The sequence below is a fragment of the Streptomyces coeruleorubidus genome, from assembly GCF_008705135.1.
In the GTDB taxonomy this organism is placed as follows: domain Bacteria; phylum Actinomycetota; class Actinomycetes; order Streptomycetales; family Streptomycetaceae; genus Streptomyces; species Streptomyces coeruleofuscus.
Genome location: NZ_CP023694.1, coordinates 4288428 through 4300894, shown reverse-complemented (window position 1 = coordinate 4300894; position 12467 = coordinate 4288428). Strand labels below are relative to the sequence as shown.

13 protein-coding genes are annotated in these 12467 nt (G+C 71.4%); 8 read left to right on the top strand and 5 right to left on the bottom strand.

Annotated features, from left to right (window positions below; translation table 11 throughout):
• Positions 1–7 precede the first annotated feature (7 nt).
• Together CP976_RS19765 and CP976_RS19760 are read right to left on the bottom strand one after the other, a co-directional pair.
• The gene (locus tag CP976_RS19765) at positions 8–595 is read right to left on the bottom strand and encodes a Uma2 family endonuclease (protein WP_150481585.1); all 588 of its coding nucleotides are present in this window, start codon (positions 593–595) and stop codon (positions 8–10) included.
• Positions 596–694: 99 nt separating this feature from the next.
• The gene (locus CP976_RS19760) at positions 695–1216 is read right to left on the bottom strand and encodes a GNAT family N-acetyltransferase (protein WP_150481584.1); all 522 of its coding nucleotides are present in this window, start codon (positions 1214–1216) and stop codon (positions 695–697) included.
• Between the two features lie 25 nt (positions 1217–1241).
• Between CP976_RS19760 and thpR the strand changes: the two genes are divergently transcribed.
• Positions 1242–1814: an RNA 2',3'-cyclic phosphodiesterase gene (gene thpR, locus CP976_RS19755; RefSeq protein ID WP_150481583.1), complete on the top strand. Its 573-nt coding sequence runs from the start codon at positions 1242–1244 to the stop codon at positions 1812–1814.
• Between the two features lie 198 nt (positions 1815–2012).
• On the opposite strand, the gene CP976_RS19750 is transcribed toward thpR, so the two are convergent.
• Positions 2013–3005 (bottom strand): aldo/keto reductase, encoded by a 993-nt coding sequence (locus CP976_RS19750; protein WP_150481582.1) that lies wholly within the window; start codon positions 3003–3005, stop codon positions 2013–2015.
• A 126-nt stretch (positions 3006–3131) separates the two neighbouring features.
• Between CP976_RS19750 and CP976_RS19745 the strand changes: the two genes are divergently transcribed.
• Positions 3132–3881: an aminoglycoside adenylyltransferase family protein gene (locus CP976_RS19745; RefSeq protein WP_150481581.1), complete on the top strand. Its 750-nt coding sequence runs from the start codon at positions 3132–3134 to the stop codon at positions 3879–3881.
• On the opposite strand, the gene CP976_RS19740 is transcribed toward CP976_RS19745, so the two are convergent.
• Positions 3869–4543 (bottom strand): GDSL-type esterase/lipase family protein, encoded by a 675-nt coding sequence (locus CP976_RS19740; protein WP_150481580.1) that lies wholly within the window; start codon positions 4541–4543, stop codon positions 3869–3871. The genes CP976_RS19745 and CP976_RS19740 overlap by 13 nt on opposite strands.
• Positions 4544–4702: 159 nt before the next feature.
• Here CP976_RS19740 and CP976_RS19735 point away from each other — a divergent pair, with 159 nt between their 5' ends.
• Genes CP976_RS19735 through CP976_RS19725 form a run of 3 tightly spaced genes read left to right on the top strand, consistent with a single transcriptional unit; the run spans position 4703 to position 7299 of the window.
• Entirely contained in the window at positions 4703–5110 is a 408-nt protein-coding gene (locus CP976_RS19735) for a YciI family protein (protein WP_086844440.1), read from the top strand.
• Positions 5111–5118: 8 nt separating this feature from the next.
• Positions 5119–6264: an RNA polymerase sigma factor gene (locus CP976_RS19730; protein ID WP_150485414.1), complete on the top strand. Its 1146-nt coding sequence runs from the start codon at positions 5119–5121 to the stop codon at positions 6262–6264.
• Positions 6265–6324: 60 nt separating this feature from the next.
• On the top strand, positions 6325–7299 hold the full coding sequence (locus CP976_RS19725; RefSeq protein WP_150481579.1) for a WD40 repeat domain-containing protein: 975 nt from the start codon (positions 6325–6327) through the stop codon (positions 7297–7299).
• A gap of 40 nt (positions 7300–7339) precedes the next feature.
• Here the strand turns inward: CP976_RS19725 and CP976_RS19720 are convergent, their stop codons facing one another.
• Positions 7340–8152, bottom strand: coding sequence for a TetR/AcrR family transcriptional regulator (locus CP976_RS19720; protein ID WP_150481578.1), 813 nt, complete (start codon positions 8150–8152; stop codon positions 7340–7342).
• Between the two features lie 111 nt (positions 8153–8263).
• Here CP976_RS19720 and CP976_RS19715 point away from each other — a divergent pair, with 111 nt between their 5' ends.
• From CP976_RS19715 to CP976_RS19705, 3 genes are all read left to right on the top strand, one after another.
• Complete coding sequence (locus CP976_RS19715) at positions 8264–9232, top strand: ATP-binding cassette domain-containing protein (protein WP_150481577.1); 969 nt, start codon at positions 8264–8266, stop codon at positions 9230–9232.
• Entirely contained in the window at positions 9229–10047 is an 819-nt protein-coding gene (locus CP976_RS19710) for an ABC transporter permease (protein ID WP_086844436.1), read from the top strand. Before CP976_RS19715 ends, CP976_RS19710 begins: the two co-directional genes overlap by 4 nt.
• A gap of 141 nt (positions 10048–10188) precedes the next feature.
• Positions 10189–11706, top strand: coding sequence for a cellulase family glycosylhydrolase (locus tag CP976_RS19705; RefSeq protein WP_150481576.1), 1518 nt, complete (start codon positions 10189–10191; stop codon positions 11704–11706).
• Positions 11707–12467: the final 761 nt, after the last annotated feature.

The window sequence follows — 12467 nt, the reverse complement described above, 5'->3', positions numbered from 1 at the left end:
GGCGGCGTCAGTCGCGGGGGAACTCGCCGGTTTCGAGGACGAGCCCGACCACGGTGCCTGTCAGGTCGATCTCGTCCCCGAAGTCCAGACTCAGCTCGCCCCGATATTCGCCGTCCTTGGGCTTGGTGTGCAGATGCCAGCGGCCGGTGTACGGATCCACGATCAGGTACACCGGCACACCGGCCGCGGCATAGGCGTCCTTCTTGGGGCCGTAGTCGTTCGCCGCGGTCTTCCTGGAGATCACCTCGGCGACGAACTCGACGTCCTCGTAGCGCCAAAGGCCCTTGTCGTTCTTCGCCGCGCCCTCCGCCATCACGGTCAGATCGGAGGCGAAGCCGTTGAGGTGGCCCGGGTAGTCCACGCGGACATCGGACTTCACGCGCTTGCGCGGATACTTGGTGCGCAGTTGCTCGACGATGTCCAGGATGATGTCCCAGTGGGTGTCCCGCTGAGGCGCCATGAAGATGTTCCCCCCGACGATCTCGACCTTGTAGCCCTCGGGGACCGGCATCGTCTCCACCCACTCGAACATCGTGTCGAGGGTGAGTTCACCGCTGCTGTCGGCCATCTCGATCCTGTCGTCAAGGACGGTCATCGTGGCGCTCCTCCCCGGCCGCACCCGTGGATGGATCCGGCCGCGCAATACAACGATACGCACGGTGACCAGGACACGCCCCGGGTCCGCGGGGCGGGCCTACACCCTGCGTGCCAGCAACTGCCCCGGCCACTTGTTCTCGCCGACCGTGAAGGCCTCGGTCCGGGTGAAGCCGTTGGCCTCGTAGTAGCGGACGAGCTTGCCGTCGTCCCCGGCGTAGCAGTCGACGCGGAGCAGGGAGATCCCGGCGCGGCGGGTCTCCTCGGCGGCGTGCGCGAGCAGGGCGCTGCCCACGCCGTGCCCCTTGAAGCGGCGGTCGGAGGCCAGCCAGTGGATGTAGCGCTCGGGTTCGCCGGGCTGCGGGAGGTGGGACAGGTAGGCGCCCGCCGAGTCGGTGAGGGTGAGGGTGCCGGCGGGGACGCCGTCGGCGTCGGCCATGTACACGCTGCCCTCCGCCATGTACCGGCCGACCGACTCCACCGTCTTCGGGCTCTGCGACAGGGGCCGCTTCCCCCACTGCCCCGTGCGCCCCTCGGAGACCAGCCACTCCACACAGCTGTCGAGCATGCCGAGTATCGCGGGAATGTCGTCGGGCCCGCCGTCCCGGATGGTGATCCGCATGGCCTCATGGTGCCAGGCTGGACCCATGAGACTCTTCGCGGCCGTGCTGCCCCCTGACGAGGTGTGTCGTGAACTCGGCGGTGTGGTCGACGAGTTGCGCGCGCTGCCCGGCGCCGACGGCATGCGCTGGACCGGCCGTCCGGGCTGGCACTTCACACTCGCCTTCTACGGTGAGGTCGACGACGGTCTGGTCCCCGAGCTGGCGGAGCGGCTGGAGCGGGCCGCGCGCCGGACCGAGCCGTTCTCGCTGGCCGTGCGGGGTGGCGGGCAGTTCGGGCACGGGAAGGCGCTGTGGGCCGGGGCCGACGGGGACCTGGCGGCCCTCCGGCTGCTGGCCGAGCGGGCCGAGGCGGCCGCGCGCAAGGCCGGGGTGCCGATGGGGGAGCACCGGCGGTACAAGGCCCATCTGACCGTGGCGCGGAAGCGGGAGGCGGGGGACGTGCGGGCGTTCCTGGACGCGCTCGCGGGATTCACGGGCCGGACCTGGACCGTGCGGGAGCTCTGCCTGGTGCGGAGCAATCTGCCGACGTCGGGGGTCCCGGGAGAGCAGCCCCGGTACGAGGCGGTCGGGCGCTGGCCTCTCGGCGGCGCCGGTTAGGCTCGGTGGCGTGGACCCGAAAACCCGCAACCGGATCATGGCCGGTGTGCTTGTGCTGATGTTCTTCGTTGTCGCCTTGGCTTCCGTGCTCGGGAGGTAGGGCGGCGGCCGGGGAACTGCGGACGGCTGCTTTCCGGCTGCGGGCCGGTGGGGGCTTGTCGCGCAGTTCCCCGCGCCCCTGAAAAGGAAGGGCGTCTTCTACCAGGCGAAGGCCTCTGGGCTCGGCCCCGGGCCCGGGAAGATCTCGTCCAGGCCGGTCAGGAGCTCCTCGGACAGCTCCAGCTCGGCCGCGCGGACCGCGGAGGCGAGCTGCTCGGCCGTGCGCGGGCCGACGATCGGGCCGGTCACGCCGGGGCGGGTGAGCAGCCAGGCCAGGGCGGCCTCGCCGGGCTCGATGCCGTGCTTGTCGAGCAGGTCCTCGTAGGACTGGATCTGCGCCCGGGTGGCGGGGTCGGCGAGCGCGTCGGCCGCGCGGCCGGAGGTGCGGCGTCCGCCCTGGGCCTCCTTCTTGAGCACACCGCCCAGCAGACCGCCGTGCAGCGGCGACCAGGGGATCACGCCGAGCCCGTAGTCCTGAGCGGCCGGGATGACCTCCATCTCGGCACGCCGCTCGGCGAGGTTGTACAGGCACTGCTCGCTGACCAGCCCGATGGTCCCGCCCCGCCGGGCGGCGATCTCGTTGGCCTGGGCGATCTTGTAGCCGGGGAAGTTCGACGACCCGACGTAGAGGATCTTGCCCTGCTGGACCAGGACGTCGATCGCCTGCCAGATCTCCTCGAAAGGCGTGTCCCGGTCGATGTGGTGGAACTGGTAGACGTCGATGTAGTCGGTCTGGAGCCGCTTGAGGCTGGCGTCCACGGCCCGCCGGATGTTGACCGCGGAGAGCTTGTCGTGGTTGGGCCAGGCCGGGCCGTCGGCGCCCATGTTGCCGTAGACCTTCGTGGCGAGGACGACCTTGTCGCGCCGCCCCTCGCCCTTGGCGAACCAGTTGCCGATGATGCTTTCGGTGCGGCCCTTGTTCTCGCCCCAGCCGTAGACGTTGGCGGTGTCGAAGAAGTTGATGCCCGCGTCCAGCGCCGCGTCCATGATGGCGTGGCTGTCGGCCTCGTCGGTCTGCGGGCCGAAGTTCATGGTGCCGAGGACGAGCCGGCTGACCTTGAGTCCCGTGCGTCCGAGCTGCGTGTACTTCATGCCGCCCAAGCCAACGTGTTGAAGTGCGCTCCAAGCAAGCACGTGTCGACCTCGAGGGGGCCGGGGTGGGGGCAGCCGCGCAGTACAACGATACGCACGGTGACCACGGCACCGGGAGGAGCGCATATGCCAGATCAGCCCGGCACCGACCACCTCGTCCAGCTCCTCCGCACCACCCTCGGCGACTCGGTCCTCGGCATCTACCTGCACGGCTCCGCCACCCTCGGCGGCCTCCGCCCGCACAGCGACATCGACGTCCTGGCCGTCGTACGGGACCGCACGACGCGCTCCCAACGCCGGGCCCTGGTGGATGAGTTGCTCGAGGTTTCCGGCGTGGACGGGCGGCGGCACATCGAGCTGATCGTCGTCGTACAGGACGACGTACGGCCCTGGCGCTACCCGCCGACCTGCGACTTCCTCTACGGCGACTGGCTGCGCGAGGACTACGAGCGCGGAGTGACCCCGGGCCCGGAGCCCAGCCCCGACCTCGCGCCGCTCCTCACCATGGTCCTGCGCGCCGACGCCCCGCTCCACGGGCCGCCGCCCGCCGGCCTCCTCGACCCCGTCCCGCACGACGACCTCAGGCGCGCCATCGTCGCCGGCGTGCCGGAGCTGATGGCGGAGCTGGACTCCGACACCCGCAACGTGCTGCTCACCCTCGCCCGGATCTGGGCCACCCTCAAAACCGGGACCATCCGCTCGAAGGACGCGGCGGCCGAGTGGGCGCTCGACCGGCTCCCCGCCGGGCACCGTCCCGTCCTCGCCCGCGCACGGGCCGTCTACCTGGGGCAGGAGGCGGAGCGCTGGGACGACCAAGCGCCCGGGCCCTGTGCGGAGTTCCTGACCCGGATGATCACCGAGAGTTACTGCTCGTAGGGCTCGCCCAGATCCCAGGCCTGGTACATCGCCTCCGCGAAGGCCGCCGCGATCTTGTGCTCGCCGCTCGCGTTGGGGTGGGTGCCGTCGTAGGTGTCGGCGTGGATGTCGTAGGAGGGCGGGGTCGAGGCCAGGAGGACGGGCGAGCCGGGCTCGTCGAGGTCGGCGGCCGTCTTCGCCAGCAGCTCGTTGAAGCGGGCCACCTCGGCGGCGAAGGCCGGGTCGGACTCGGCCCGCACGTTCGGGGTCACCGGCAGCCACACCATCCGCACCCGCCGGTTCGCCGCCCGTGCCTCGGCCGCGAAGGCCCGGACGTTCTCGGCGGTCTGCTCGGCGTTCGTGTAGAAACCCAGGTCGATCAGGCCGAGGGAGACCAGGAGGACGTCCGCGCGGCACGAGCGCACCGCCTCGCCGATCAGCGGCGCCATGTGCAGCCAGCCCTCGCCCCAGCCGGCCAGGTGGGCACGGGGGAAGTCCGGGTCGGCGTACGCGTACGACGTCGGGGCGTCGGCGAGCTTGTCGTGGAGGGTCTCGCGCGGGCCGACGAGGGCGAAGGGGCCGCCGTAGGACCGGCACAGGTGCTGCCACATCCGGTAGCGCCACGTGTGATCGCCCGCGCTCCCGATCGTCATGGAGTCACCGACGGGCATGAACCTGAGCATCCGCTCATCATGAACGATCCGGCCGCCTGACGGGGTGTGAGTCGGACCACGCACAGATCCCGAAGAAAAATCGGCCGGTGATGTCGAGAACCCGCGTCCGGCTCCGTCCCGGGGGTGAAGGCGACCACAATGGGTCGCACCAGCTCCGAGGAGAACACCATGGCCAAGTACCTGCTGCTGAAGCACTACCGCGGCGCCCCGGCTCCGGTCAACAACGTGCCGATGGACCAGTGGAGCCCGGAGGAGATCTCGGCGCACATGCAGTACATGAACGACTTCGCGGCCCGGCTGGAGAAGACCGGCGAGTTCGTCGACGGTCAGGCACTCGCCCCCGAGGGAGCATGGGTCCGCTACGACGGCGAGGGGCGCCCGCCGGTCACCGACGGCCCGTTCGCGGAGACCAAGGACCTCATCGCCGGCTGGATGATCATCGACGTCGACAGCTACGAGCGCGCCGTCGAGCTGGCCGGGGAGCTGTCGGCCGCCCCCGGTGCGGGCGGCAAGCCGATCCACGAGTGGCTGGAACTGCGCCCGTTCTACGGCGTGACCCCCACCATCACCGAGTGACGACTCTGATGAACGAGGCCCTGCTCCGGAGCCTCACGCCGAGCGTGCTCGCCGTCCTCGTCCGCCGCGGAGCCGACTTCGCGGCGGCCGAGGACGCCGTGCAGGACGCGCTCGTCGAGGCGCTCCGGGTCTGGCCCGCCGACCCTCCGCGGGATGCCAAGGGCTGGCTGGTCACCGTGGCCTGGCGCAAGTTCCTCGACGCGACGCGCGCCGACGTAGCCCGCCGCCGGCGTGAGGACCGCGTCGACGAGGAGCCGGCGCCCGGGCCCGCGCCCGGGGCGGACGACACGCTCCAGCTCTACTTCCTGTGCGCCCACCCGTCGCTGACGCCGTCGTCGGCCGTCGCGCTCACGCTGCGCGCCGTCGGCGGGCTGACCACCCGCCAGATCGCCCAGGCCTACCTGGTGCCCGAGGCGACCATGGCGCAGCGCATCAGCCGGGCCAAGCGCACCGTCTCCGACGTGCGGTTCGACCAGCCCGGCGATGTCGCCACCGTGCTGCGCGTCCTCTACCTGGTCTTCAACGAGGGCTACTCCGGCGACGTCGACCTCGCCGCCGAGGCCATCCGGCTCACCCGGCAGCTCGCGGCCGCGATCGACCACCCCGAGGTGGCGGGGCTGCTCGCCCTCATGCTGCTCCACCACGCCCGGCGTGCCGCCCGGACCGCGCCCGACGGCAGCCTGGTGCCGCTCGCCGAGCAGGACCGCGGCCGGTGGGACACCGCGTTGATCGCCGAAGGCGTCGGGATCCTCCAGGCGGCCCTCGCCCGCGACCGGCTGGGGGAGTTCCAGGCCCAGGCCGCCATCGCGGCCCTCCACGCCGACGCGCCCACCGCCGCGGAGACTGACTGGGTGCAGATCGTCGAGTGGTACGACGAGCTCACGCGACTGACCGACAGCCCGGTCGTCCGGCTCAACCGCGCGGTCGCCGTCGGTGAGGCCGACGGACCGCGCGCCGGCCTGGCGGCGCTCGCGGCGCTGGACGACTCACTGCCCCGCCACACCGCGGTGGCGGCATACCTCCACGAGCGCGACGGCGACCTGGCGACGGCGGCACGGCTGTACGCCGAGGCCGCCCAGAAGGCACCCAACCTCGCCGAGCGCGGTCACCTGACGCGCCAGGCCGCCCGGCTCAACGCCCGCCGCGGTGGCTGAAGATCGCGCCCGGCGCCGCGACGGGCCGACTACGCACACCCGGGATGGCAGGCTTGGGGCATGCGCCGACCGTTCGTCATCCTCGCCGCGGCCCTCCTCGTGGGCGCCCTCGCCGTGCCCGCCTCCGCCGCCGACGGCGACGAGGACTTCACGATCAAGGACCCACGCATCACCGAATCCAGCGGTCTGGCCGCCTCCCGCCTCCACCCCGGCATCTACTGGACGCACAACGACAGCGACGACGGCCCCTACATCTACGCCGTCGACAGCAGCACGGGCGAGACCGTCGCCCGCCTCACGCTCACCGGCGTCGGCACGCCCCGGGACGTCGAGGCCATCTCCGTCGGCCCGGACAACCGGCTCTACGTCGGCGACATCGGCGACAACCTCGGCGGCGGCTGGCCCCACGTGTGGATCTACGAGCTGCCCGAGCCGAAGACGCTGAAGGACCAGACGATCCGGGCCACCCAGTACGTCGTGAAGTACTCCGACGGGGCCCGCGACGCCGAGTCCCTCGTCGTGCACCCCAAGACCGGCCGCGTCTACATCCTCGACAAGAACGAGCAGGGCGGTCACCTGTACGAGGGGCCCGCCGAGCTCTCCGCCTCGGGCACGAACGTCTTCCGGCCCGTCGCGGCCGTGCCCGACCTGGAAGCCACCGACGCCACGCTCTCCCCGGACGGCGAACGCCTCGTCGTCCGCAGCTACTTCGGGGCGATCGCGTACGACTGGAACGGCGGGAAGATCAAGCGGAAGGAGCGGCTCGGCGTGCCGTTCCTCGGGCAGGGCGAGTCCGTCACGTACACCGCCGACGGGACGCGGCTCATGTACGGCGCCGAGGGGGCCGACAGCTCGGTGGAGGGACAGGACGCGCCCGGTGGCTCCGGCTCCTCCTCCGGCAGCGGGAGTCCGGCCGCGGAGGGCAAGGGCGACAGCGACGACGGGCTCGGCGGCAACCTCAAGACCGGGGCCATCGCCGTGGCCGTGGCCTGCGCCGCCCTGCTCGGTCTGCGCGGGCTGAGGCGGCGGAGGTAGCGGGCGGGAGGCGGCGCAACCAGCAGCCGGAGGTGACGGCTTACGGAGCCGACTCACCCCGGCGTTGCGCCACGAGTACCTCCAACCCGTCCAGGATCCGCTGGAGTCCGAACCCGAAGTGGTCGAAGTCGGGCCCGAACGTGTCCTCGGAGAGCGACGCCATCACCGGGTAGCGGCCCGAGGCCAGGACCTTCTCCAGCATCGGCACCTGCGCCCGCCAGAACTCCGCGTCCGTCAGGCCCGTCCGGCGCTCCGCCTCCTGCTGGTAGAGCTGCGAGCGCGCGGCCCCGACGACGTACCCGTCGATCATGATGATCGCGGAGACCAGTTCGGGATCGGTCAGCCCCATCGGGCGGATCAGGGTGAGGACCTTCTCCATGCCGTCCATGGCGCTCGGGCCGAGGATCGGGCGGGACTGGTTGACCTGGAGCAGCCAGGGATGGCGGCGGTAGAGGGCGAGGGTCTCGCGGGCCATGGCCTCCAGGGCGGCGCGCCAGCCGCCGTCGCCGAGGTCGGCCGGGTTCTCCGAGGGGCGCTGGACCCGGTCCAGCATCAGGTCGAGCAGCTCGCCCTTGCCCGGGACGTACCGGTAGAGCGACATGGTGCCGGTCCCGAGTTCGGCGGCGACGCGGCGCATGGAGAGCCCCTCCAGACCTTCCGCGTCCGCGATCTGGACGGCCGCTTCCACGATCCGGTCCAGGGTCAGGGTCGGCTTGGGGCCTCGACTGGGACGCCGGCCGGTGTCCCACAGCAGTTCGAGGGTGCGGGCGATATCGCCGCTGCCGCTGGTCTCCGTGCTGCCCGCACGACCCGTACCGCCCGTCTCGCTCGTCCTGCTCGTGCCGCTCTCCATGGAGCCCAGCTTAGGTCCCCGAAGAAAAACTGGGTACGGCGTACGCGTAATCGGGTACGCTGTACTCAGTTTGGTGCCGGAGGCAGGGCACGAGCACACGGGAGGGGCGGCATGGACGGATACGCGGTGCGGGCCGAGGCGCTGGAGAAGCGGTACGGCGAGAAACGCGCCCTCGACGGCTTCGACCTCGCGGTGGGCGAGGGCACGGTGCACGGCCTGCTCGGGCCGAACGGGGCGGGCAAGACCACCGCCGTCCGCATCCTGTCCACGCTGGTCCGGCTGGACGGGGGCAGGGCGACGGTCGCCGGGCTGGACGTGGCCCGGCAGCCGCGCGAGGTGCGGGCCCGGATCGGACTCACGGGGCAGTACGCGGCGGTGGACGAGGTGCTCACCGGCCGGCAGAACCTGGAGATGTTCGGCCGGCTGTTCCACCTGGGCGGCAGGCGGGCCAGGCTCCGGGCGACCGAACTGCTGGAGCAGTTCGACCTGACCGACGCCGGCGACCGGGGCGTCGGCAAGTACAGCGGCGGCATGCGGCGCCGCCTCGACCTCGCCGCGTCGATGATCCTCGCCCCGGCCGTCCTCTTCCTCGACGAGCCGACGACCGGTCTCGACCCCCGTAGCCGCGGGGAGGTCTGGGAGTCCGTACGGGCGTTGGTGGCGGGCGGCACGACCGTGCTGCTGACCACGCAGTACCTGGAGGAGGCCGACAAGCTCGCCTCCCGCATCACCGTCATCGACCAGGGGCGGGCCATCGCCGACGACACCCCGGACGGGCTGAAGAACCTGGTCGGCGGCGACCGTATCGAGGTCGTGGTCGCCGAGCGGGCCGAGATCCCGCGGGTGGTGAAGGTGGTCGCCCGGGTCGCGGACGGCGAACCCGAGGCGGACGAGACCGAGGCGCGGGTGCACGCCCCGGTCACCGACCGGGTCACGGCGCTCACGGAGGTGGCGCGGACTCTTCAGGACGAGGGCGTCCGCGTCGAGGACATCGGGCTGCGCAGGCCCAGCCTCGACGACGTGTTCCTGCGCCTGACCGGACACCGCACGGAAAACACGGAAGCCAAGGAGGCGGCGTGACCACCCTCGACCTGACCGCGCGCAGCGACCGCGGCCGCGTGTACTGGCTGCTCGCCGACTGCTGGAACATCGTCCGCCGCGGTCTGACCCACTACCAGCGCCAGCCCGTCAACATCGCCTGGCAGCTCGGCTTCCCGATCCTGTCCGTGCTGCTCTACGGCTATGTCTTCGGCAGCGCCATGAAGGTGCCGGGCGGCGGGGACTACAAGGACTTCCTGATGCCGGGCATGTTCGTGATGACCATGGCGTTCGGCTTCATCAACACGGCGACCCTCGTGGTCTACGACTCCACCAAGGGCGTCATCGACCGCTTCCGCTCCATGCCGATGGCCTCCTCCGCGGTGGTGGCCGGGCGCGGGGTCACCGATCTGATCGCCGCCTGCGCCGAGTTGGCGATCATGATGCTCACCGCGTTCGCCATGGGCTGGCGGCCGGACGGGGGTCTCGGCTTCCTCGGCGCGTTCGGGCTGCTGCTGTGGCTGCGGTTCGCGCTGATCTGGATCGGTGTGTGGCTCGGTCTGCTCGTGCCCAACCCGGAGGCCGCGGGCGGCCTGTTCGCGGTCGCCTTCCCGCTGACCATGATCTCCAGCATCATGGTCGCCCCGCAGCTCATGCCCGACTGGCTGGGCTGGGTGGCGATGTGGAACCCGATCTCCTCCACGGCGGCGGCGACCCGCGAGCTGTTCGGCACGCCGGTCGGCGGTGACACCTGGGTCGAGCAGCACGCGCTGCTGATGGCGGGGGTGTGGCCGGTGATCCTGACGCTCGTGTTCCTGCCGCTGGCGGTGCGGCGGTTCAAGAAGCTGAGCCGTTAGGCCCTGTCGTCCGAGCGGAACGCGCACCTCCCAGAGGCTTGACGTGCTCATGCGGCGTCAGTTTCCTGGGAGGTGCGCGGCGCGCATGGGAGCGCTCCCATCCATGTTCCGGGGCCGCGCCTCCCCCGAGAGGAAGCAGCCATGTTCCGCACTCTGCGAAGAGCGCTGTGCGTCGCCGCGGCGCTCCTGTTACCCCTGGCCGGTACGCAGTCGTCGGCACACGCCGACGTCGGCGCGCAGGCCGGCGCCGGCTACTGGCACACCAGCGGCCGGCAGATCCTGGACGCGGCCGGACAGCCGGTCCGTATCGCCGGCGTCAACTGGTTCGGCTTCGAGACCGACATCCACGTCGCCCACGGGCTGTGGGCCCGCGACTACAAGAGCATGATCGACCAGATGAAGTCGCTGGGCTACAACACCATCCGGATGCCCTACAGCGACGACATCCTCAAGCCCGGCACCATGCCCGGCAGCATCAACCACGACGGCAAGAACACCGACCTGCGCGGGCTGACGTCCTTGCAGGTCCTGGACCGGATCGTGGCCTACGCCGGGCAGGCCGGCCTCAAGATCGTCCTCGACCGGCACCGCCCGGACGCGGCGGGCCAGTCGGCGCTCTGGTACACGGCGTCGGTCCCCGAGTCGACCTGGATCGCCAACCTCAAGTCCCTGGCGGCCCGCTACAAGGGCAACCCCACCGTGATCGGCATCGACCTGCACAACGAGCCCCGCGACCCCGCCTGCTGGGGCTGCGGCGACACCGCCCGGGACTGGCGCCTGGCCGCCCAGCGCGCGGGCAACGCGGTCCTGTCGGTCAACCCCGAGCTGCTGATCATGGTCGAGGGCGTGCAGTCGTACAACGGCGCCAACGGCTGGTGGGGCGGCAACCTCATGGGGGTCGCCCAGCACCCGGTCCAGCTGGACGTCCCGGACCGGCTGGTCTACTCGGCCCACGACTACGCCACGTCGGTCGCCCAGCAGCCGTGGTTCGGCGACCCGTCCTTCCCCGCCAACATGCCGGAGGTCTGGGACCGGTACTGGGGCTACGTCTTCAAGCAGAACATCGCGCCGGTGTGGCTCGGCGAGTTCGGTACGACGCTCCAGCCGGCGGTGGACCAGAAGTGGCTGTCCGCGCTGGTGACGTACCTGCGGTCGACGTCGGCGTACGGCGCCGACAGCTTCCACTGGACGTTCTGGTCCTGGAACCCCAACTCGGGTGACACCGGGGGCATCCTCAAGGACGACTGGCAGACGGTGGACACCGCGAAGGACGGGTACCTCGAGGCGATCAAGGCGCCGGGGTTCGAGGGGGGCGGTTCCGGGCCGGATCCCGGCGGTCCGGGTGGCCCCGGTGGCACGCCCGCCTGCACCGCCGCATACGCGGTGAGCAGCGACTGGGGCGGCGGCTTCAACGCCGAGGTGAAGGTGACCAACACGGGCAGTACGCCGCTGAAGTCCTGGAAGGTCACGTGGGCGTGGAGCGGTGCGCAGAAGATCACCAGCATGTGGAACGCGTCGTACACGCAGAGCGGGACGAGCGTGACGGCTGTGAACGCCGCACACAACGGGAGCGTGCCGGCGGGGGGTTCGGCGAGCTTCGGCCTCGGAGGCACTCCCGGGGGCGGGGCCGCGCCGAGTGTGACGTGCACGGCGGCATGACGTCGGTGTGACGGGGGCGCCCGGTGCTCGTCGGCGCCCCCGGAGCACCTGACGTATGGCCATGTACCTGACCAGGGTGTTCGCCGGGAGTTGCCTCTGCTGATGCGGAAGATGCGGAAGATTCCATGCCGGCCCGCCCCGCGGCGGGCGTACTCTAAGTCATATGGTGCTTAATCGTGCCAAGACCGAACATACGGGACAGGAATCGTCGAGCGATCCGAGCCTCCCTGTGTTCGTCGATGCCTCCGGTCGGCGTGCGCGGAATCTGCGGCGCACCGGTTACGGGCTGGCCGCCTGCGCGGCCACTTACATGGTGGTGCTGGGGATGAGCCTGATGGGAGCAACGCCCTTCGCGCCGGGGGCGATCCTGCCCGGTGACATAGCGGCGCCCGCCGCACCGGAACCCCGCTCTCCGGAGCGGACGCCCCTCACGCCGCCGGACGGCCCTCCGGTCGCGGCCGGCCCGAGCGACCTGATCGTTCCGCAGCTCACCACGCCCGGCCCTCCCCTTGTTCCGCCCCTTCTGCGCAACCCGCAGAGCAGCACACCGGCACCTCCTGACACACCAGGACCACAGGCACCAACGACACAAGCGCCACTCTCACCGGAGCAGCCCACGGCCACCGATGCCCCTCCCGCTCCCGCCCCCGGCACGGGCAGCACTCCCGCCTCGCCCCCACCGGCCTCACCGGCACCTGAGCCCCCGGCGTCGACGCCGCCACCGGCCTCACCGGCACCTGAGCCCCCGGCGCCGGCGCCGC